Origin of the sequence: Nonomuraea sp. B12E4 (genome assembly GCF_039871825.1) — a bacterium.
In the GTDB taxonomy this organism is placed as follows: Bacteria; Actinomycetota; Actinomycetes; order Streptosporangiales; family Streptosporangiaceae; genus Nonomuraea.
On sequence record NZ_JBDPME010000001.1, the window covers coordinates 134,520 to 153,929 of the forward strand.

The 19,410-nt window shown below is 71.1% G+C and carries 19 protein-coding genes and 1 pseudogene; 7 read left to right on the forward strand and 13 right to left on the reverse strand.

The annotated features are described in order from the left end of the window. Positions 1-27 precede the first annotated feature (27 nt). Together ABGB18_RS00630 and ABGB18_RS00635 are read right to left on the reverse strand one after the other, a co-directional pair. On the reverse strand, positions 28-291 hold the full coding sequence (locus ABGB18_RS00630) for a hypothetical protein (RefSeq protein WP_347693263.1): 264 nt from the start codon (positions 289-291) through the stop codon (positions 28-30). Beyond that, on the reverse strand, positions 291-731 hold the full coding sequence (locus ABGB18_RS00635) for a potassium channel family protein (RefSeq protein ID WP_347693264.1): 441 nt from the start codon (positions 729-731) through the stop codon (positions 291-293). The genes ABGB18_RS00630 and ABGB18_RS00635 overlap by 1 nt, the downstream gene beginning before the upstream one ends. Before the next feature lie 37 nt (positions 732-768). On the opposite strand from ABGB18_RS00635, the gene ABGB18_RS00640 reads away from it, so the two are divergent. The 3 genes from ABGB18_RS00640 to ABGB18_RS00650 all read left to right on the forward strand — a co-directional run bounded on the left by ABGB18_RS00640 (position 769) and on the right by ABGB18_RS00650 (position 2,161). After that, the gene (locus ABGB18_RS00640) at positions 769-1,206 is read left to right on the forward strand and encodes a MarR family winged helix-turn-helix transcriptional regulator (protein ID WP_347693265.1); all 438 of its coding nucleotides are present in this window, start codon (positions 769-771) and stop codon (positions 1,204-1,206) included. A gap of 206 nt (positions 1,207-1,412) precedes the next feature. Then, positions 1,413-1,619: a hypothetical protein gene (locus ABGB18_RS00645; RefSeq protein WP_347693266.1), complete on the forward strand. Its 207-nt coding sequence runs from the start codon at positions 1,413-1,415 to the stop codon at positions 1,617-1,619. Beyond that, the gene (locus ABGB18_RS00650) at positions 1,616-2,161 is read left to right on the forward strand and encodes an NUDIX domain-containing protein (RefSeq protein WP_347693267.1); all 546 of its coding nucleotides are present in this window, start codon (positions 1,616-1,618) and stop codon (positions 2,159-2,161) included. The genes ABGB18_RS00645 and ABGB18_RS00650 overlap by 4 nt, the downstream gene beginning before the upstream one ends. Positions 2,162-2,167: 6 nt before the next feature. Here the strand turns inward: ABGB18_RS00650 and ABGB18_RS00655 are convergent. The 4 genes and pseudogenes from ABGB18_RS00655 to ABGB18_RS00670 all read right to left on the reverse strand — a co-directional run. Further along, positions 2,168-2,254: pseudogene (locus tag ABGB18_RS00655) on the reverse strand (histidine phosphatase family protein); the annotation flags it as partial. 113 nt (positions 2,255-2,367) lie between these two features. Further along, the gene (locus ABGB18_RS00660) at positions 2,368-4,092 is read right to left on the reverse strand and encodes an alkaline phosphatase family protein (RefSeq protein WP_347693269.1); all 1,725 of its coding nucleotides are present in this window, start codon (positions 4,090-4,092) and stop codon (positions 2,368-2,370) included. Positions 4,093-4,243: 151 nt separating this feature from the next. Then, a complete protein-coding gene (gene efeB / locus ABGB18_RS00665; RefSeq protein WP_347693270.1) occupies positions 4,244-5,461 on the reverse strand; it encodes an iron uptake transporter deferrochelatase/peroxidase subunit in 1,218 nt (405 codons plus the stop codon). Continuing rightward, a complete protein-coding gene (locus ABGB18_RS00670; protein ID WP_347693271.1) occupies positions 5,458-6,648 on the reverse strand; it encodes an EfeM/EfeO family lipoprotein in 1,191 nt (396 codons plus the stop codon). The genes efeB and ABGB18_RS00670 overlap by 4 nt, the downstream gene beginning before the upstream one ends. A gap of 232 nt (positions 6,649-6,880) precedes the next feature. Between ABGB18_RS00670 and ABGB18_RS00675 the strand changes: the two genes are divergently transcribed. Together ABGB18_RS00675 and ABGB18_RS00680 are read left to right on the forward strand one after the other, a co-directional pair. Further along, entirely contained in the window at positions 6,881-7,510 is a 630-nt protein-coding gene (locus ABGB18_RS00675; RefSeq protein WP_347693272.1) for a TetR/AcrR family transcriptional regulator, read from the forward strand. Between the two features lie 153 nt (positions 7,511-7,663). Beyond that, positions 7,664-10,528, forward strand: a complete 2,865-nt coding sequence (locus ABGB18_RS00680) for a BTAD domain-containing putative transcriptional regulator (protein WP_347693273.1) — start codon at positions 7,664-7,666, stop codon at positions 10,526-10,528. 236 nt (positions 10,529-10,764) lie between these two features. On the opposite strand, the gene ABGB18_RS00685 is transcribed toward ABGB18_RS00680, so the two are convergent. Next, on the reverse strand, positions 10,765-11,148 hold the full coding sequence (locus ABGB18_RS00685; RefSeq protein WP_347693274.1) for a hypothetical protein: 384 nt from the start codon (positions 11,146-11,148) through the stop codon (positions 10,765-10,767). An 87-nt stretch (positions 11,149-11,235) separates the two neighbouring features. Beyond that, positions 11,236-11,691 carry a hypothetical protein gene (locus tag ABGB18_RS00690; RefSeq protein WP_347693275.1) on the reverse strand — a complete coding sequence of 152 codons (456 nt, stop codon included), beginning with the start codon at positions 11,689-11,691 and terminating at the stop codon, positions 11,236-11,238. A gap of 654 nt (positions 11,692-12,345) precedes the next feature. Here ABGB18_RS00690 and ABGB18_RS00695 point away from each other — a divergent pair. After that, positions 12,346-13,149, forward strand: a complete 804-nt coding sequence (locus ABGB18_RS00695; protein WP_347693276.1) for an AfsR/SARP family transcriptional regulator — start codon at positions 12,346-12,348, stop codon at positions 13,147-13,149. Positions 13,150-13,369: 220 nt separating this feature from the next. Here the strand turns inward: ABGB18_RS00695 and paaE are convergent, their stop codons facing one another. Genes paaE through paaA form a run of 5 tightly spaced genes read right to left on the reverse strand, consistent with a single transcriptional unit; the run spans position 13,370 to position 17,196 of the window. Then, positions 13,370-14,452, reverse strand: a complete 1,083-nt coding sequence (gene paaE / locus ABGB18_RS00700; protein ID WP_347693277.1) for a 1,2-phenylacetyl-CoA epoxidase subunit PaaE — start codon at positions 14,450-14,452, stop codon at positions 13,370-13,372. Continuing rightward, positions 14,453-14,980 (reverse strand): 1,2-phenylacetyl-CoA epoxidase subunit PaaD, encoded by a 528-nt coding sequence (gene paaD, locus ABGB18_RS00705; protein ID WP_347694282.1) that lies wholly within the window; start codon positions 14,978-14,980, stop codon positions 14,453-14,455. A 44-nt stretch (positions 14,981-15,024) separates the two neighbouring features. Continuing rightward, positions 15,025-15,942: a 1,2-phenylacetyl-CoA epoxidase subunit PaaC gene (gene paaC, locus ABGB18_RS00710; RefSeq protein ID WP_347693278.1), complete on the reverse strand. Its 918-nt coding sequence runs from the start codon at positions 15,940-15,942 to the stop codon at positions 15,025-15,027. 7 nt (positions 15,943-15,949) lie between these two features. Beyond that, entirely contained in the window at positions 15,950-16,243 is a 294-nt protein-coding gene (paaB, locus tag ABGB18_RS00715; RefSeq protein WP_347693279.1) for a 1,2-phenylacetyl-CoA epoxidase subunit PaaB, read from the reverse strand. Then, positions 16,240-17,196 carry a 1,2-phenylacetyl-CoA epoxidase subunit PaaA gene (gene paaA, locus ABGB18_RS00720; protein WP_347693280.1) on the reverse strand — a complete coding sequence of 319 codons (957 nt, stop codon included), beginning with the start codon at positions 17,194-17,196 and terminating at the stop codon, positions 16,240-16,242. The genes paaB and paaA overlap by 4 nt, the downstream gene beginning before the upstream one ends. Before the next feature lie 135 nt (positions 17,197-17,331). Between paaA and paaZ the strand changes: the two genes are divergently transcribed. Further along, positions 17,332-19,377 (forward strand): phenylacetic acid degradation bifunctional protein PaaZ, encoded by a 2,046-nt coding sequence (gene paaZ, locus ABGB18_RS00725; protein WP_347693281.1) that lies wholly within the window; start codon positions 17,332-17,334, stop codon positions 19,375-19,377. Positions 19,378-19,410 lie beyond the last annotated feature (33 nt).

A 19,410-nucleotide genomic window follows, 5' to 3' on the forward strand; every position in this document is an offset into this window, starting at 1 on the left:
CGCCGGTCGGGAAGGCCCGGTCCGAGTTCACCGGCTCGCGGGCGTGACGCGGGAGCCGCCCCGGCCGGGGGAGCCGTCGCCGTCCCCGCGGCTGCCGTCGCCGCCCGCGCCTCCGCGGTCGGCTTTGGTGAGTTCGTCGAGCCGTGCGCGTACCTCCCGCAGCTCCGCCAGAACCTGCTGGAGGTCGGCCTCGCTCTGCTTCTCCGCGGCCGAGGTCTGCTGGAAGCGCTCGACGAACCAGGCGGCGATCGACGCGGTGACGACACCGAGCAGGGCGATGCCCGAGAGCATCAGGGTCGCCGCGATGAGCCGCCCTCCAGAGTGGCCGGATACAGGTCGCCGTAGCCGACCGTCGTCATCGTGGTCAGCGACCACCACAGGGCGTCGGACAGTGTGACGATCGTGGGATCGGCGGCGTGGCGCTCGGCGTCGAGCACCGCGATGCCGCCGACCAGGGCCAGGGAGCAGGCCCAGCCGCTGACGAACACGGTGACCCGCATGCGCAGCGGCAGGGTGCCCCGGCGCATCAGCGCGGTCAGCAGCAGGAGCGAGCGCAACACCGCCAGCGGGCGCAGCAGCGGCAGCACCACGACCAGCAGCGCCGGGATATGGGTGAGGATGAAGCTGCGGCGCCGGTCGGCCAGCCACACTCTGATCACGTAGTCGGCGGAGAAGAGCGCCCAGGCCGTCTGCTGGCCGCGTTCGATGCCCTGTAGGTTGGTTATACGCATAATGTTATGGGCGTAACCACCCTGCCGAGGAGAGTTCGTGGACTTCGAGAACGCCAACGCCCTCAACCAGGCCGTCCGCCTGCTGAGTCTGCGCCACCGGGCCAGGGCCGCCGCACTGCTGACCCCGCTGGGCCTGCACCCCGGCCAGGAGGTGCTCCTGCTCGAACTCGCCCGGACCGGCCCGATGATCCAGGCCCAGCTCAGCGAGGCGCTCAACTGCGAGCCGCCCAGCGTCACGCTCATGACCCGCAAGCTCGAAGCCGGCGGCCACATCCGCCGCACCCCCTCTCCCTCCGACAGGCGGGCCAGCGTCGTGGAGCTCACCGACAGCGGCAGGGCGCTGGCCGAGCAGGTCAAGCAGGTGTGGTGCGCGCTCGCGGAGGAGACCGTGACCGGCCTGCCCCCCGAGACGGTGGCCGAAGTGCCCCGCCTCCTCGCGAGCCTGGCCGGCAACGTGGACACCCGGCGCCGCTGACGCGGGCCGAGCACGAGGGGCACAACGCGGCGGCCGCGTCCCAGGGCGGAAGATCCCCATGCGGTGGCCGGTGGTGTGGCTGAGGACGACGTCGCACAGCACGTCCAGCGCCCCGATCCCCGAATGACGCGAGCCTCCATGGCCGAGCGTGATGATCGGTATATTCGTGCTGCCCGGGATCCGGGCGACCGACAGGGAGGGACCGGTTGGGCGGCACACGGTTCAAGGTGGGGGACATCGCGCTCGTGGCCAACGTCCCGGCGGCGGAGCCGCTGGTGCGGCGGTGGCGCCGGCGGGAGATCGGCGTCATGGCGCACGTCACCGTCCTGGTCCCGTTCCTCCCCATCGGCCGCGTCGATGAGGACGTGCGGGGCGCGCTGCGGGAGCTCTTCTCCCTGGCTGCCCGGGCGTGAAGAGGCTGATCGCCCGGCTCTGGCTCGGCCTCCGGGGACCGCTGCGGTGGCGGCTGCTCTACCTGTCCCAGGCCAAGTTCATGGCCGGGGTGACCGGTGTCGTCCGCGACCGGGATGGCAACGTGCTGCTGCTGCGCCACCGCTTCTGGAACGAGCACCGGCAGTGGGGACTGCCGACGGGCAGCGCGAAACGGGGCGAGACCTTCGAGCGGACGGTCGCCCGCGAGGTGCGGGAGGAGACCGGGCTGGAGGTGAGCGTGGGCGAGCTGGTGCACCTCGGGAGCGGGTTCCATCTGCGGATCGAGGTCGCCTACACGGCCGAGTACGCCGGCGGCGGCACGATGCGGCTGGACCCGATGGAGATCCTTGAGGCCCGCTGGTGCGCCCCCGGCGACCTCCCGGAGGGCCTGCTGGAGTCGCACCGCCTGCTGATCGAGTCGTCAGGTGGGCAGGGCGGCCGTGGTGGAGAAGGCGGGGTCGAGGTGCGCGGTGTCGTTGAAGCGGCGCAGGATCCACCGGGCCTGGGTCAGCACCAGGTGTGACACCGACGCGTTGTCGGCGCCGAGGAACGCGAACGGCCGCGAGCCCGTGGCCGCCGCCGGCGCCTCGGCGATCACGCCGCCGTGGGTGACCACGACGATCCGCTGGTCAGGACCGGGCTTTACTCCACCGGCCCTGACGGCCCTCGGCGGGGCCGGTCGTCACCGTCCTTGCCGGGACCGGCCGGAAAGGACGGTGACGTTCCAGATCAGTGGTGCGAGCCGGTGACCACCGCACCGGAGGCGGGGTCGAGGATCACGCGGCCGGCCTTGGCCTTGCCGAAGTCGAACATGCCCTCAAGAGAGCCTGCCACCTGGTCCATGGAGCCGTTGCCGATGCGACCGGTGCCCCAGTTGTCCTCGATGAACTTCAGGATCGAGGTCTGGTCGGTCAGGTGGTGGTCGACGTGGTTGACCTTGGAGTACGGCGAGATGGCCAGCAGCGGGGTACGCGGGCCGTAACCGCAGCGGTCGTTGTAGCCGGCGCGCACCTCGGCCTTGCCGCACAGCGCGGCGGCGTCGGCGGCCGAGTCACGCGAGCCGTTGACGATCGGCGCCATCTTGTGGTCGTACCAGCCGTCGGAGTCGTCGTAGGCGATGAAGATCGCCGTGGACGCCCACTCGGGAGAGTTCTGGATCTTGTTGATGGTGTTGACCAGGAAGTGCTGCTCGTCCAGCGGGTCAGAGTTGCCCGGGTGGCCGTCCTGGTAGGCGCCGGCCTTGAGGAAGCTCACCGCGGGCAGGTTGCCCTTGGCCAGGGCGGCGTCGAAGTCGCTCAGGTCGTAGTTGTGGTTGGCCTGGTCGCTGTACCCGATCGCCGCGGTCGAGGACGGCGGCAGGTGCTTCGGGTTCGACGTCGAGGGGTAGTACTGGAACGGCGAGTGGTGCGGGCTGTAGTCCGTCACCGTGTTGCCGCCGACGTTCTCGTGGCTGGAGCCGCACACCGCATACTTGCCTGAGGTGTCGGTCGGCTTGAAGCCGCCCTGGAACCAGCCCCAGGTCACGTTCTTGCGGTTGAGCAGGTCACCGATGTTCTGGCCGGTGCCCGCCGCGAGGTTGTTCTTGGCGGTGTGGTTGTTGTCCGAGCAGTCGTCGAACGCCGGGTCGGGGTCGTTGATCACGGTGCCGATGCCGCGCGCGTCCGGCGAGGACACGATGCCCGCGTCGGTGACGTCGGTGCCCTTCTCCGGGTCCACCGCGCGGAAGCCGTGGGTCTGGCCGGAGATCAGGTTCAGGGCGCCGGGCGTGGACGGGCCGAAACCGGTGTTGTAGGAGTTGTCGCTCATCGCGTAGTTCTGAGCGTAGTTCCACAGGCCGGTGACGGTGTTGCCGTCGTAGTAGTCCATCACCAGGCCGGGCGCCTGGTAGATGTTGTCGCCGCCACAGGTGTCGTGCGCGGTGTTCTCCTCGAACTTGTCCATCTTGCCGCCGTTGTAGGCGAGCTGCTCGTGCGCGTAGCTGTGGTCCTGGCTGCACGTGAGCGCCTGCTCGGGGGTGAGGCGCTTGGGGTTGTACTGGTTCGGGTTCTTGGTGAGCAGCTTCTTGCTCAGCCCGTCCACCGACGGAGTGCCCTTGGCCGCCTTGAACTCGGTGCCGTCGGTGTTGGCCGCCTTCGGGTAGGTGCCGAAGTAGTGGTCGAAGGACACGTTCTCGTCGAAGAGCACGACGACGTGCTTGACGGGGGTCTTGGTACGGACCTTCTTGGCCTTGGCCTGCGCCTGGGCCAGGGCCTGCGGGGAGAGGGTCCGGGCCGTCGCGGACGGGGTCGGCGCCGCCGATGAGGTGGCCGACGGGGACGCCGACGGGGACGCCGACGGCGTCACGGTGTCCGCGGTACCCGGCGTCGTGCCCGAGACCGCCAGCGCTCCGGCGGCCGCCAGCGTGGCCGCTGTCGCGTACCAGCGCGCTGCTTTCTTACCTGGGCCAGTGCCCACGGTGCCTCCTTGTGAAGAAACCGGGCCGTTCTTCGGTCCGGGCGGCGCGGGGAGCACAACGGCTCGCGGGCGCCCAGGGGATCCCATCACGCGCATACAACGCGCTATCGCAACAAAAGTAACTAATGGGGAAATATGGACATAAAAGTTTTCAAAGTAGGATGTTCTGGGCATACGACGAGGTCGCGTCGCGGACGCCGGGCACCGCGAGGAAGTAGCCGCCGCCGAAGGGCGTGATGTAGTCGACCAGCGGCTCGTTCACCAGGCGCATCTGCACTGCCTCGAACTGCCGGTGCAGGTCCTGCTGGAAGCAGCTGAAGAGCAGCCCGACGTCGAGGTTGCCCACCTCGTCCACGCCCTTGTCGTAGTTGAAGCTGCGGCGCAGGATGCGGCTGTCGTCCGTCTCGGGCTTGCGCGGGTTCGCCAGCCGGATGTGACTGGTGACCGGGATCACCTTGCCCACCGGGTCCCGTTCGTACCGGGGCACGTCCTGCTCATGGACGCCGTCCAGCGGCGCGCCGCCGTCCTTGGTCCGGCCGAACATCTGCTCCTGCTCGCTCAGCCCCACCCGGTCCCAGAACTCCACCAGCATCCGGATCAGCCGGTAGACGACGTAGGTGCCGCCGGTGGCCCAGGACGTGTCCGGCTTGTCGTCCCGGATCCACACCAGCCGGTCCATCTCGGCGGCGTTCTTGGTCTCGGGGTTGGCGATGCCGTCCTTGAACCCCATGAGGTTGCGCTGCGTGCCGCTCGGCCGGGGCGGGCTGGTGAACCCGTTCATCCGCCAGCGCACCTGCATGGCGCCCCGGGTGTGCCGGGCGATGTCGCGCAGCGCGTGCAGCAGGGTGTCGTCGTCGTCCGCCTCCAGTTGCAGGCTGAGGTCGCCGTGGCACCAGGCCGGATCCAGGTCGTCGTTGGGGAAGACCGGCATCTCGGCCAGGCCGGCCGGTTTGCGCGAGGCCAGGCCGTACCGGTCGTCGAAGAGCGAGGCGCCGAGGCCGAGGGTGACCGTCAGGGCCCCGGCGGGCAGGCTCGGCCCGAGGACGCCCGAGTCGGCGGGCGGCGCGGTGATGCCCAGCTCCGGTGGGACCCCGCCGGTGGTCAGAGCGCGCGCCCGGTCGGTGAGCGTACGGAACAGCTCCCTCAGCTCGTCCTTGCCGCCGGCGATGACGTCGAAGGCCGTGACGATCGTCCTGCGCCGGGGGGCGTTGAGGATCCCGGCCTGGTGGGGGCCGTGGAAGCCGGGCACCGGCGGCGGGCCCGCCTCGGCCGCCGCCGGTCGCGCGGCGCGGGCCCGGGTGCCGGCGGCACCGGCGATCCCGGTGGCCAGCGCGCCGGTGAGGAACGTCCTGCGGTTGTGGCCGCTCACTTTGTCCGCCTCGGGAAGAGGATCTCGGCGATCGGGGCCAGCTCTTCCAGCAGGCCGCTGACCGCGCCGTTGATGGATTCGCGGACCCGGGGGTCCAGCCGGTCGACGGGCGTCCACGTGCCGCCGTGGTGCTGCGCCGCGAGCAGCCCGTCCAGCCGGTCCAGGTGCTCGTCCACCTGCTTCAGCCCGGGATAGCGGTCGTCGAGCAGTGGCCTCAGCACGCCGATGGTCACGCGGGTGCCCTTCACGTTGGCGGCGGTGGTGGCGAGCGTGGTGCCGCTGCCCTCGTCGGACCGCCCGGTCAGCTCGAACCGCAGGGTGTTCTCCAGGATCTCGTGCGCGCGCAGCGGCAGGTCGCCGGGGTCGAGCCGCTCGTCGGGGAAGTCGTCGTGCAGGGACTTGACGTCCTTGAGCAGGCGGTCGGTGATCGGGCGCAGCTTCTTGGCGGACTCGTCGTGCCACAGGCCGTACTCGACCCGGTGCAGGCCGGTGAAGTCCTTGTCGTGGACGCCGCCGGGCAGCCCCGCCGGACCCCCGTTGATCGACCCGTCGAAGTCGCCGAAGGTGCCGTACGCCGAGCCGAGGCTCTCGTAGGCGAGATGCGCGGGCAGCCACGCCTTCCTGGCGGCGGCCAGGTCCCCCCGGTCCACCGCCCTGGCCAGCGTCTTGGTCCTGGCCAGCAGGGTGTCCAGGCCGCCGGCGACGTACTCGCCGTAGTGTTTGGCCGGGGCGAACAGGTCGGCGTAGGTGATCGGGGTGGTCGCCGGGCCGCCGGCGCCGGCCCCGGTGATGGTGACGGACGGGCCGGTGATCGGGTCGCGCTCGTCGATCTCGCACCGGATGGCGTACGTGCCCTGGGCGAGGCTGACCCGCATGGGCCGGGTGACCCCCGGGCCCAGCCCTTCCAGCTCGGCGTGCACGGCTCCGCCGGGCACCCCGATGAGATCGGCCCCCGAGGGGGCGTCCCCGGTGTTGGTGAGCATGAGAGTCTGCTGACCGGCGTGCGGGTTCGTCCAGCCCTCGCCGCAGTGGCTCGCGGAGACCTGGACCACCACGGGAGCGGCCGGCGTGGCGGGCTTCGGCGGAGAGGCGCGCTCGCCGGCGCCGGCCGTCGCGCATCCCGTCGCGCATCCCGTCGCGAGGAGGAGGCACGCGAGGATCACCGTGCCCGGCCGCCTGAATTCCACGATCTTGTCTCCCGGCAATTCGCCATAAAAAGGGCAAACGCATGCTAGTCGCAAGGCGTAGGGAGCATTGGCCCAGGCCATGGCGTGTGGCGGCATGTTCACGGAGCGCTCACCTGGCGTTCCCCGCCCCTCCGCCGGTCGTTCCTGAACGGCTGGCAAGGCACATGGGCCGACAAACCGTTTGCGCATCCGTGCGGGTCAGGGCGGCCTTCGCCCGTGAGATGCTGCAAGGGTGAGCACGACCGACCATGCCGAGCCGGCCCCGCGCCGCCGGCGCGGTCGTCCCGGCCATGACCAGTCGGCGATCCTGCGGGCCGCGGTCGAGCTGTTCAACCGGCGCGGCTACGACGCCACGAGCATGGGCGACCTGGCCAAGGAGCTGGGGCTGACCAAGCCGGCCATCTACCACCACGTCACCAGCAAGGAGCAACTGCTCGGCCAGGCCCTGGACGACGCGCTCGACGAGCTGACCGCCGTCGTGACCGAGGCGTCGCGGGAGCGCGCCGGGGTCAGCGCCTACGAGCGGCTGCGCGAGGTGGTGCGGCGCAGCGTCGAGGTGCTGGTGGCGCACCAGCCGTCCGTCACGCTCCTGCTCCGGGTGCGCGGCAACAGCGAGGTCGAGCTGGCGGCCCTCGGGCGGCGGCGCTGGCTCGACGACCGCCTGGCCGCGCTCGTCGCGGACGCCGTCGCCGAGGGCGCGCTACGCGACAACGTGCCACCCGCGCTGGTGAGCCGGCTGCTGTTCGGCATGGTCAACTCGCTGGTCGAGTGGTATCGGCCGGACGGGACCTACGACCAGGCGATGGTCGCCGACGCGATCACCGCCATCGCCTTCGACGGCCTGGCCAGCCACGAGACCTGAGCCACCCCATGCCCGGGACCTGACCCGACCCCGATCCGGCACGACCCTGAGCCGACCACATGACCTGCACGGATGACGTCATCGGCAGGCGCAAGGCCGTTCCACATGGTCCTTCCCGAGGCTCACCTGGCAAGATCGGGGGCGGAGGCGATCATGAGATTCAGAGTTCTTGGGCCGCTGAGCGTGGAAGGCGACAGCGGCGAGATCCCGCTCGGGGGCAGCCTCCATCGTGTCGTGATGGCGGTACTGCTGCTCAACTCCAACCGGGCGGTCCCCGTCACCAGGCTGATCGAGGCCGCTTGGGGCGAGGCGCCACCCGAGACCGCCCGCAACCAGATCCAGATCCGGGTCTCCCAGCTTCGCCGCGCCCTCGGCGACACCGCGCCCCCGCACAGCCTCCTCATCACCCGGCCGCCGGGATACCTGCTCAAGGTGGAGCCGGGCCGGCTCGACCTCGCGGACTTCGACGAGTTGACCGCCAGAGCGCAGCACGAGGAACCCGAGCGGGCGGTCAGGACCCTGCGCGCCGCGCTGGCCCTGTGGCGCGGACCCGCGCTGTCCGACATCGCCAGCGACCTCGTCCAGACGATGGCCCACAGCCTGCAGGAACGACGCCTGCTCGCGCACGAGCAGTGCCTGGAGTTCGAGCTCGCCGCCGGACACCACCAGCGGTCGGTCGCCGAGCTGCGCGGTCTGGTCGCCGACAGCCCCCTGCGCGAACGGCTGCACGTCCTGCTCATGCTCGCGCTCTACCGGTCGGGCCGGCAGGCCGAGGCGCTCGAGGTCGTCCGCGACTTCCGCGGCATGATGCTCGACACGCTGGGCCTGGAACCCGGTGACGAGCTCAGGCGGATCGAGCGGGCCATCCTCAACCAGGAGGACGCCGACCTCGACGCTCCGCCGGTGGTGGTACGGTCCACGCCGATCCCCCGCCAGCTCCCCCCGGTGATCTCCCGCCTGGCCGGCCGCGACGCCGAGCTGCGCCGCATCGCCTCGCTGCTCGGCGGGGACCGCGGCGGCAGCGCCCTGCCCGTGGCCGCCATCGTCGGCAGAGCGGGCGTGGGCAAGACCGAGCTGGCACTCCAGACGGCGCACCGGCTGGCCCCGGCCTACCCGGACGGGCAGCTCTACATCGACCTGCGCGGTGGCGAACTGCAGCCCGCCGACGTGCTGAGCCGGTTCCTGCGCGCGCTGGGAGCCCCGGCGGTGCCACAGCTGGCGGAGGAACGGGGCGCGCTGTTCCGCTCCACTGTCGCCGGCGCCCGGGTGCTGCTCCTGCTCGACAACGCGGGTGCCTTCGAGCAGGTGTGGCCGCTGCTGCCGGGCGGCGCGCCGTGCGCCGTGCTGATCACCAGCCGCCACCGCCCGATCGGCCTGCCGGAACACCAGATCGTCCGCCTCGACGTCCTGGACCGGCGCAGCGCGGTCGAGGTGCTGACCCATGACATCGGCACCGACCGCGCCGCCCTGGAACACTCATCGCTCGAAACGCTCGCCGAGCAGTGCGGCGGGCTGCCCCTGGCTTTACGTATCGCCGGCGCGCGGCTGGCCGTCCGGCCGCGCTGGACCGTCCGGTCGCTGGTGGATCTGCTCGGCGACTCCCGCGACGCGGCCGGTGTGCTCACCCACGACGATCTGGAGGCACGGGCCAGCCTCAACGTCGCCTACCGTGGCCTGTCGCCCACGGCCCGCACGCTGTTCCGGCGGCTCGGCCTGCTCGACAGCCCGCACAGCGCTCCCTGGCTGGGCGCCGCCCTGCTCGGCACGCACGACGCGCAGGCGGCCTTCGACGAACTGGCCGACGCCTCGCTGCTGGCCCGCAGGGGTGACCGGTACGTCATGCACGACCTGGTCCGCACCTACGCGGGCGAGCGCGCGGTAGCGGACGAGAGCCCGCAGAACCGGCGCGCGGCGGTCGAGCGGGCCAGCACCCGCTTGCTGTCCCTGGCCGACCAGGCGCACCAGCGCTACTACAACGGCCACTTCACCCTGCCGCGCGGCAGCCGCGCCGGAGTCCCCGATACCGCCGCCCTCGCCGACGAACTGTTCGGAGATGACCCGCTGCCATGGCTGCACGAGGAACGGGCCACGCTGCTGGCCACCGTACGGCAGGCGGCCGCGTACGGCCTGGACGAGCTCTGCTGGAACATCGCGATGACCGCGGTGATGCTCTTCGAGACCCACGGGTACTACGACGAGTGGCGCGCCTTGACCGAAATCGCTCTGGAGGCCTGTCAGCTGGCCGGCAACAGCCATGGCGAGGCGGCCATGCTCTACTCCCTGAGCACGCTCGCCAACTACCAGCAGCACTACGGCGAGGCGCAGCCGCTGCTGTGCCAGGCGATCGACGTGTTCGAGCGGATCGGCGAGGTGCACGGCAGGGCCCTGGCACTGCGTAACCTCGCCCTGTCGTTGCGCGTCAGAGGTGAGCTCGAGATGGCGCTCGAACGGTACGGCCAGGCGCTTCCCCTGCTCGAAGCCGCCGGCGACCGGGCCGCCGTGGGCCACGTCCTGGTGAGCATCGCTGCCATCCACCTCGAAGAGGATCGGCTGGAGGAGGCCGAGCCGGTGCTCGACCAGGCGCTGCGGATCCTGAGGAGTGCGGGCGTCCATCGTGGCGCGGCCCAGGCCCTCAGCCGGATCGCCGAACTCGCCCTGCGGCGCGGCGACGCCCGGCGAGCGCTGAAGGTGTATGAGGAGGCGCTGGCCACGGTCCATGACATGCACGACCGGATCGGCGAGGCGTACGTCCTGCACGGGATCGGTGAGGCGAAGGCGGCCATGGGGCAGGCCGCCCCCGCTGGGCTCGTCCTGTCCCGGGCTCTGGAGTTGGCCCAGGAACTCGGTGAGCGCCATATCGAGGGGCGGGCCAGGCTCTCCCTCGGCGTGCTCCTCGGGCGGCAGCGGGATCCCGGTGCCACCGCCCATCTGAAGCGGGCGCACACTCTGTTCGCCGGCATGGAGGCCGAACGGTGGCGGGCCAGGGCCGCCGAGGCCCTCGCCCGCCTCCGCCACTAGCTCGGCCTCGATCGCGCGCTGGCCACTCCGAGATCGGTGACAGCAGAGGCCTCGCCGAGACCCCCACCAGGATCTCGGCGAAGCGCACGCCGATCTGGGCGACAGCCAGACCGCTCGCCATCACCTGAACGCGGCCGAGCAGGTCTTCAAGGAGCTGGGCGTGGCCGTGACCGCGAAGGACATCACAGGCGATCCGCCAAGCCGATCAGCAAGCGAAACCTGCTGACGAAACTGGGTCAACAGCCTCGCGAAACGTGATAGATCGAGCCCCCGAAAAGGTACCCGAACTTTTTGCTACCCGTCGAGTGCGCCGACGTCGTGAGGCAACGGTTCCACGGGCTGTCGGTGGGGAAATCTACGTCGATGGTCGAAACAGTGACGTTGACCGCGTGGGCACAGTGGTTGTTGTAGTACACGGTCGCGGAGGTGGTGCCGTTGGTCCATGAGAAGTTGGCAAGGTCACCCGAGCCGTCACTGCAGAGGACCGTGTAGCCGTCCTTCAGTTGTGCGTCGTCGGTGGACGCGGGTGACGTGGCCGCGGACGACGGCCCCGCCCCGAGCATGGTGGCGACCACCGTGGCTCCGGCGATTCCCGCCACCATCAATTTTCTGGCCCTCATTGTTGCCCTCCTCGTTCTCGCTTCTGGCGACTGTCATGCTGGACGTTCGGAGAGTGGAGTCGTTCTACGGGTTGTGGTGATGGCGGCTCAGCAGTCCCTGGTGAGCTTCTCAACACGCCCGTAGAACTCTTTGCTGCCTTTCGTGACTGCGGTCGTGGTGAGGCACTCTGTGGCGCCGCCGGCATCGTCGTGGACCGTGACGTTCACGTCATGCAGGCAGTGGTTGTTGTAGTACACGGTCGTGTAGAGGGTGCCGGGGGTCCATGAGAAGTTGGCAAGCTCGCCCGTGCCGTCACTGCAGAGGACCGTGTAGCCGGTCTTCAGTTGTGCGTCGTCGGTGGATGCGGGTGACGTGGCCGCGGACGACGGCCCCGCCCCGAGCATGGTGGCGACCACCGTGGCTCCGGCGATTCCCGCCGCCGTCAATCTTCTGGCCCTCATTGTCGTTCTCCTTGTTCTCGTTCTGGCGACGGTGATCGGTGGAGGCCCGAAGGATGAGAAGGGCAGGCAGCACGCGCGCTCGTGCTGGGCGTCGGTCGTCACGCTGAGCATGGTGTTCTTCGCCAGCGGGAATTTCGGCGGCTCCACGCTCCAAGCCGGCATGCCGTCATTCCGTTCGCATCCGATCACTCTCGGCGGTCTCGAATCTACGGAGCCTTGGTATGGGCCCGGTGTGGCGCCGATCCACCGCGCGCCGCCAAGCCCTGTCGCCGACCCCGCCCGCGACGGGCGCGGGGTTGATCGTGCCGTGCCGGCACTGCGTGATCACCTCGTGCTCGGTCTTGCCGGCCGAGGTGCGGCGGCAGCCTTCCCGCCTTTCCCCCGGTAGCTGGGAGGGCCATCCACGGCTCGCAAAAAGCGAACCTAAAGTCAATGAAAAGCGAACTTGTCTATGGTCTGACATATCGGATGACAGCGCGTCATTGGAGGAATGATGACTCGACTCATCTCCCGTGAGGAAGCAGATGTTCGGGATGCGGCGCATGGCCGGCCGCTACCACTGGTCCCACGGCAGACGGGTGGGTCCGGCGCTCACGGGGGCCGGTCGGTCAACGGCAATCGCGTGTCACCACGCCAGAGACCCGAGAACCCGGAAATCCACCCTGCCCTCTCAGCGCGCAAGCCTGGGTGGCAGCCCAGGGCGCGATTTATCTCATCCGATAGCTCATATTCGGACCGACCGATTCAGGAGGTGTTGTGCCCTTCACGTCTCCCGGATTCCGTTTCGGCCTGCTCGGCCCACTTCAGGTCATGCACGGCAACAGTCTCGTCCCGATCACCGCGCCCAAGCACCGCGTCGTGCTCACCATTCTCGCGATCAACGTCGGCCGGCCGGTGTCGGCGGACCGGATCATCGAGGAGCTCTGGCAGGGTCTGGAACCCGTATATGCTCGCAAGACGCTTCAGGGATATGTCTGGAGGCTGCGCCGGGTGCTCGGCCAACACCTGCGCACGCGAGCGGGTTCGTACGAACTGTACGACGTGTGGGAGACCGACGCCGCCCGCTTCGAGCGGATGCTCCTCGACAGCCGGCAGGCCATGGAGGCCCGTCACCCGACGCTGGCCCGGTTCCGGTTGGCTGCGGCGCTGGCTCTGTGGCGCGGGCCCGCACTCACGGATGTGCCCACCAGCCCGATGATCCAGGCACACGCGGATCGGCTGGAGGAGGCACGACTTCTGGCGGTCGAAGCCCGCCTCCAGGCCGACATCGAGCTCGGACGGCACGCGGAGGTCGTTCTCGAGCTGCGCGAGCTGACCGTCGCCCATCCGCTGCGCGAGGCGCTGCACGCGCTGCTCATGCTCGCCCTCTACAGGTCGGGACGGCAGGCCGATGCCCTGTCCGCGTACGGCAGGCTGCGCATGACGCTGGTCCGCGAGCACGGCCTGGAGCCGGGAAGATCCGTGCGAGAGCTCCACCGGTGCATTCTCGCTGCGGACCCCACCCTCGACCGCCTGGACATGATCGCCCAATGGATACCGTCCAGCAGTTGGAAGATCTAGTGCGATCGCGCACATTGATCCGGGTCTCGTCCGTGAGGTGACGGACGGCCTCCGGCTGCGTATCGAGTCGGATGCGCCGTTCGAGGAGGCACAAGCCTGGCTGTCCACCATGGCGGAACGAGTGGCCACCCATCCTTGCCCGGGCCAGGTCCGGCACGGGACATGGCCACCCAGGCCCGGCACGACCCTTTGTCGTCCAGGCCCGGCGGGTGAGCGGAAATCAGGCGTCGTAGTCGACCGTCACCTGCTCGCCGACCGGGTAGGCCTGGCAGGTCAGGACGAAGCCGGCGGCCGTCTCGGCCGGTTCGAGGGCGTAGTTGCGGCGCATGTCGACCTCACCCGCGCGGACGACGGCGCGGCACGTCCCGCAGACGCCGCCCCTGCAGGCGAACGGCAGGTCGCCGCGGGTGGCCTGGGCGCCGTCGAGCAGCGGCGTCTCGCGCGAGACGGTGGCGGTCGTCCGCAGGCCGTCCAGCACGACGGTCAGCTCCGTGGTCGCGCCGGGGACCTCGGCCGCGGCCCGGAGCGGCGGTGGCGGCGGGGTGTCGGCGTAGAACAGCTCGACGTGTACGCGCCCCGCGGCGACACCCAGCTCGGCCAGCACCGGCCGGGCACTCTCGACCATCTGCAGCGGCCCGCACAGCCAGACGTGGTCGAACACCTCGACGGGCACGAGCCCGGTGAGCAGCCGCCGCAGCCGGTCACCGTCGAGCCGCCCGGACAGCAGCTCCACGTCCCGTGGCTCGCGCGAGAGCGCGTGGACGATCTGGAGCCGGGGACCGTAGCGGTTCTTCAGGTCGCCGAGCTCCTCGGTGAACATGACGGTACGGCTGGTCCGGTTGCCGTACAGGAGCGAGACCTGGGCGCCGGGATGGGTGAGCACCGTCGAGACGACCGACAGCATCGGGGTGATGCCCGAGCCGGCGGCGACGCACAGATGCCGCTCGCCCGGGTCCGGGTCGGCCCGCCAGGAGCCGGTGGGCGGCTGGACCTCGATCCGGGTGCCCGGCCGGACCTCGCGTACGAGCCAGGAGGAGAACAGCCCGCCGGGGATCTCGCGGACGCCGATGCGCGGCGCCGAGCCGGCCGGGGCGCAGATCGAGTAGGAGCGGCGGTGTTCGCGGCCGTCGATGATCCGGCGCAGGGTGAGCGACTGCCCGGCCCGGAAGGCGTACGCGTCGCGCAGTTCGGCGGGGACGTCGAACGTGATCGCGGCGGCGTCCTCGCACAGCCGGTCCACCGCCGCCACGGTCAGTGGGTGGAAGACGGCGGCCCTGGACGGCGCGGGCGCGAGCATGGTCATTCAGATCTCCTTGACGTGCTCGAACGGTTCGAGGCAGCCGGTGCAGCGGTAGAGGGCCTTGCAGGCGGTGGCGCCGAACTCGGAGGTGAGCAGGGTGGCCGCGGAGCCGCAGCGCGGGCAGGGCGGCGCGGTCCTGGGCGGGCCGAGCGTGAGCGGCACCGGCCCGGTGCGGCGGGGGGCGGGGCCCGGAGCAGAGAGCCCGGCCGCGCGCAGGGCGGCCCGGCCGCGTTCGGAGATCCAGTCGCTGGACCAGGGCGGATCCAGGACGACGCGCACCTCGACGCGCGGGAACCCGGCGTCGTTCAGCCGGCGGACGAGGTCGTCGCGCATCGTCGCCATGGCCGGGCAGCCGGTGTAGGTCGGCGTGATCGAGGCGATGACGACCTCGCCGCCGTCCGCCTCCCGCGCCACCTCGACGCCGCGCAGGACACCGAGGTCGTCGAGGGTGAGCATCGGCATCTCGGGATCACGCACCTTCCCGGCGGCCTCCACGGCACGCCGCCTGGCCGTCTCCGGGTCGCGCCGCAGGGCGTTCACCGGGCCGTGCGCCCGCGCGGCGCGTCGCCCGGCGTTCACCAGCGACCGCCCGGGTGTGCGCGGGCCACCACCTGCATCTCGGCGAGCAGCAGGCTCAGGGCCTCGGTGTGCACGCCGTCGCGGCCCGTCCGCCCGTCCACGCCGGCCGGTGGCGGCACCGTGGGGCGGTCGACTCCGCTGACGGCGAGCACCTGATCGAGGACGGCGTCCACCTCCTCACGCAGGGACGCGGGATCCACGCCGATCCCGGCCAGTCCCAGGGAACGTTCGAGGGGATGATCGGCGGCCAGTTCGGCCTGCAGCGGGAACAGGGCGTCGAGGGCGGCGAGGAGCCTGCGGTGCGACTCCTCGGTGCCGCGCGCCAGGGTGAGGAACCAGCGCCCGGCCCAGTCACGGTGGTAGGCGACCTCCTTGACGCCCTTGGCCGCCACCGCGGCCAGCACCTGGTCACGGCTCGTACGCAACCGCTCCAGCAGCGCGAGCCGGGCAACCGAGAACAGCAGCAACCGGACGACCACATGCGCGAAGTCGCCGCCCGCCACCTCGGCCAGGCGCACGTTGCGGAATTCCCGGTCCTCGCGGAAGAAGGCCAGCGCGTCCTCCGGCGGCACCGGCGAGCCCGCGGGCAGGGCGGGCACGACGCGCGGATCGGCGGCGGCCGCCCGCGCCAGCAGCAGGCGCGCCTGCCCGAGGAGGTCGAGGGCGATGTTCGCCAGCGCGATGTCCGCTTCGAGATCGGGGGCCCGGCCGCACCACTCCGACAGGCGCTGCGACATGATCAGGGCGTCGTCGCCGAGCATGAGGCAGTACGCGGCCAGCTCGGCGGGATCCACACCGTCGGGCGTCCTGGTGCCGACGCCGGCCAGCGGGTCCTCGAAGTCGGTGCCGAAGGCCCACTGGGACGAATCGCCCCCGAGCAGGCCGTCGAAGATGCTGCCATGGTCGTCGCTCATCGTGCTCTCACATGTGCGGGACGTCGTCGGGGATCTCGTAGAACGTCGGATGCCGGTAGACCTTGTCGCCGCTCGGCGCGAACAGCGGGTCCTTCTCGTCCGGGCTGGAGGCGGCGATCGCGTCGGCCCGTACGACCCAGATGCTGACGCCCTCGTTGCGCCTGGTGTAGACGTCGCGGGCGTGCCGCAGGGCCATCGTGTCGTCCGGGGCGTGCAGGGATCCGACGTGCACGTGGTTGAGGCCGCGCTTGCCGCGTACGAACACCTCGTAGAGCGGCCATTCCCGCCGGTCGGCGCTCATCGCCCGCCCTCCTGCCGCCGCGCGAAGGCGGTCGCCGCCTCGCGGACCCACGCGCCCTCCTCGTGCGCGGCCCGGCGGTGGGCCATCCGCTGCGCGTTGCACGGCCCCTCCCCCCGGATGACCGCGGCGAACTCCTCCCAGTCGGGCTCGCCGAAGTCGTGGTGGCCGCGTTCGGCGTTCCAGCGCAGGTCGGGGTCGGGCAGCGTGACGCCGAGCGCCCGCGCCTGCGGGACCGTCATGTCCACGAACCTCTGCCGCAGCTCGTCGTTGGAGTTGCGCTTGATCCCCCAGGCCATCGACCGTTCGCTGTTGGGCGACCGCGCGTCCGGCGGGCCGAACATCATCAGGACCGGCCACCAGAACCGGTCGACCGACTCCTGGACCATGGCGCGCTGCTCGCCGGTGCCGCGCATCATCGTCATGAGCAGCTCATATCCCTGCCGCTGGTGGAAGGACTCCTCCTTGCAGATGCGGATCATGGCACGCCCGTACGGGCCGTAGGAGGTGCGGCAGAGCGGCACCTGGTTGCAGATCGCGGCGCCGTCCACGAGCCAGCCGATCGTGCCGACGTCGGCGTAGGAGAGCGCCGGATAGTTGAAGATCGAGGAGTATTTCTGCCGGCCGGTGAGCAGCAGGTCGGTCAGCTCGGCGCGGGAGACGCCGAGGGTCTCGCACGCCGAGTAGAGATACAGGCCGTGCCCGGCCTCGTCCTGCACCTTCGCCAGCAGGATCGCCTTGCGGCGCAGGGAGGGCGCGCGGCCGATCCAGTCGCCTTCCGGCTGCATGCCGATGATCTCGGAGTGCGCGTGCTGGGCGATCTGGCGTACGAGTGTCCTGCGGTAGGCGTCCGGCATCCAGTCCCGCGGCTCGATGCGGTCACGGCGGGCGATGGTCGCGTCGAACGCGGCCCGCAGCCGCTCTTCCTGGTCCGGCTCCACGGGAACGGTCGTCATCTTTCCTCCGAGGCAACCTTATTTACTTATCGCTCGGTCAGTAATACCGTGACACGGGCGGGGGTCTTCGCGCAACAGGTCTCGGGGAAGGAGACCCCGGGGGCGAACAGGAGTCCCCGGGCGAAAGGAGGCGGCGTGAGCGCGCTGCTGGAAAGCTACGCCGCCGGACGATGGTTCCGGGCGGCCGACGATGGCGAACCACTGCTCGACGCCGCCACGGGCGAGCAGGTCGGACGGATCTCAAGCCGGGGGCTGGACCTCGCCGCCATGGTGCGGCACGCTCGCGGCACCGGCGGGCCGGCCCTGCGAGCCCTGACCTTCCACGAGCGGGCGGCCCTGCTCAAGGCGCTGGCCAAACACCTGCTGGAGCGCAAGGAGGAGTTGTACGCGCTGTCCGTGCGCACCGGCGCCACCGCGCGCGACACCGCGATCGACGTGGACGGCGGCATCGGCACCCTGTTCAGCTACGCGAGCAAGGGCGTCCGCGAGCTGCCGAACGACACGGTCTTCCTCGACGGCGGCCTGGAGCGCCTGGGCAAGGGCGGGACCTTCGTCGGCCAGCACCTCTACACCTCCCGGCCGGGCGTGGCGGTCCAGATCAACGCCTTCAACTTCCCGGTCTGGGGCATGCTCGAGAAGCTCGGCCCGGCCTTCCTCGCCGGGCTGCCGTCGATCGTCAAGCCCGCGAGCCAGACCGCCTACCTCGCCGAGGCGGCCGTCCGGCAGATCATCGAGTCGGGGATCCTGCCCGAGGGTTCGCTCCAACTCCTCGCCGGCGGCGCGGGCGGGCTGCTCGACGAGCTGACGGTCCAGGACTCCGTCGCCTTCACCGGCTCCGCGCACACCGCGGGCGTCCTGCGCCGCCACCCGAACGTGCTCGACGGCGGCGTCCTGCTCGGCGTCGAGGCCGACTCGCTCAACTGCTCGATCCTCGGGCCCGACGTGCGGCCGGACGATCCGGAGTTCGACCTGTTCGTCAAGGGCGTCGTCACCGAGATGACGGTCAAGGCCGGGCAGAAGTGCACGGCCATCCGCCGCGTGCTCGTCCCCGAGGCGCTGGCCGGCGCGGTGGTCGAGGCGCTGGCCGCACGCCTGGCGAAGGTGGCCGTGGGCGACCCGCGCAACCCGGAGGTGCGGATGGGCGCGCTGGCCAGCCTCGGCCAGCGCGACGAGGTGCGCAAGGCCGTCGAGGCGTTGCGCGCGAGCGCCGGGGTCGTCGCCGGCGACCCCGGGGGCGGTCCGCTGCTCGACGGCGACCCCGAGCGCGGTGCCTTCATGACCCCGCTCCTGCTGCGCGCCCGTCCAGGGGCCACCGAGCCGCACGACGTGGAGCCGTTCGGCCCGGTGGGCACGGTGCTCACCTACAACGGCGTCGAGGAGGCCGTCGCCCTGGCCGCCCGGGGCAGGGGCAGCCTGGTCGCCTCCGTCGCCACCCACGACCCGGACATCGCCCGGTCCGTCGTGCTCGGGCTCGCGCCGTGGCACGGCCGGGTGCTCGTGCTGGACAGGGACGACGCCCAGGAGTCCACGGGGCACGGCTCTCCGCTGCCGGTCCTCGTACACGGCGGTCCCGGGCGGGCCGGCGGCGGCGAGGAGCTGGGCGGCATCCGCGGGGTGCTGCACCACATGCAGCGCACCGCCGTCCAGGCCTCTCCCGACCTGCTCACCGCCGTCACCGGCCGGTGGACCACCGGCGCCAGGCGCACCGAGTCCGGCGTGCACCCGTTCCGCAAGTCCCTGGCCGAGCTGCGCGTCGGCGACACGATCAGCTCCACGCCGCGTACGGTCTCCGGCGCCGACATCGACCACTTCGCCGAGTTCACCGGGGACACCTTCTACGCGCACACCGACCCCGAGGCCGCCGCGCGCAACCCGCTCTTCGGCGGCATCGTCGCCCACGGCTACCTGGTGGTGTCGCTGGCCGCCGGCCTGTTCGTCGACCCGGCGCCCGGCCCCGTCCTGGCGAACTTCGGCGTGGACGCCCTGCGCTTCCTCACCCCGCTCAAGGCCGGCGACGCGATCGCCGTGACCCTGACGGTCAAGCAGATCACCCCGCGCAGCGGCGCGGACTACGGCGAGGTCCGCTGGGACGCCCTCGTGACCAACCAGGAAGGACGGCCGGTCGCCACGTACGACGTGCTCACTCTGGTGGCCAAGACCTGGCCCGCGAACACCGGGTGATCGATCGGGCCCGGCGCGTGGAGATTCCGGTGG

Excerpts from the sequence above, each read along its gene's own strand:
- ABGB18_RS00685 (WP_347693274.1), bottom strand. The coding sequence starts at position 11,148 with ATGAGGGCCAGAAAATTGATGGTGGCGGGAATCGCCGGAGCCACGGTG.
- ABGB18_RS00680 (WP_347693273.1), top strand. The coding sequence starts at position 7,664 with ATGAGATTCAGAGTTCTTGGGCCGCTGAGCGTGGAAGGCGACAGCGGC.
- ABGB18_RS00635 (WP_347693264.1), bottom strand. The coding sequence starts at position 731 with ATGCGTATAACCAACCTACAGGGCATCGAACGCGGCCAGCAGACGGCC.
- paaC (WP_347693278.1), bottom strand. The coding sequence starts at position 15,942 with ATGAGCGACGACCATGGCAGCATCTTCGACGGCCTGCTCGGGGGCGAT.
- ABGB18_RS00630 (WP_347693263.1), bottom strand. The coding sequence starts at position 291 with ATGCTCTCGGGCATCGCCCTGCTCGGTGTCGTCACCGCGTCGATCGCC.
- paaE (WP_347693277.1), bottom strand. The coding sequence starts at position 14,452 with ATGACCATGCTCGCGCCCGCGCCGTCCAGGGCCGCCGTCTTCCACCCA.
- paaA (WP_347693280.1), bottom strand. The coding sequence starts at position 17,196 with ATGACGACCGTTCCCGTGGAGCCGGACCAGGAAGAGCGGCTGCGGGCC.
- paaB (WP_347693279.1), bottom strand. The coding sequence starts at position 16,243 with ATGAGCGCCGACCGGCGGGAATGGCCGCTCTACGAGGTGTTCGTACGC.